This window comes from Phyllobacterium myrsinacearum, from assembly GCF_002980555.1.
In the GTDB taxonomy this organism is placed as follows: domain Bacteria; phylum Pseudomonadota; class Alphaproteobacteria; order Rhizobiales; family Rhizobiaceae; genus Phyllobacterium; species Phyllobacterium myrsinacearum.
This window is the reverse complement of record NZ_PVBT01000035.1, coordinates 1-294: the sequence shown is the minus strand read 5'-3', so window position 1 is coordinate 294 and position 294 is coordinate 1. Positions and strand designations below refer to the sequence as shown.

The following is a 294-nucleotide window of genomic DNA, read 5'->3' as shown; positions in this document are numbered from 1 at the left end:
GATTAACTCAATCTAGAGGGTATTAATAATGAAAGCTACTAAACTGGTACTGGGCGCGGTAATCCTGGGTTCTACTCTGCTGGCAGGTTGCTCCAGCAACGCTAAAATCGATCAGCTGTCTTCTGACGTTCAGACTCTGAACGCTAAAGTTGACCAGCTGAGCAACGACGTGAACGCAATGCGTTCCGACGTTCAGGCTGCTAAAGATGACGCAGCTCGTGCTAACCAGCGTCTGGACAACATGGCTACTAAATACCGCAAGTAATAGTACCTGTGAAGTGAAAAATGGCGCAC

Annotated in this window: 1 protein-coding gene; it reads left to right on the top strand. The window is 48.0% G+C overall.

Annotated features, from left to right (window positions below):
* Window positions 1-28 precede the first annotated feature (28 nt).
* Window positions 29-265 (top strand): murein lipoprotein Lpp, encoded by a 237-nt coding sequence (gene lpp / locus C5750_RS26250; RefSeq protein ID WP_000648420.1) that lies wholly within the window; start codon window positions 29-31, stop codon window positions 263-265.
* The last annotated feature ends 29 nt before the right edge of the window (window positions 266-294 follow it).

Excerpts from the sequence above, each read along its gene's own strand:
- lpp (WP_000648420.1), top strand. The coding sequence starts at position 29 with ATGAAAGCTACTAAACTGGTACTGGGCGCGGTAATCCTGGGTTCTACT.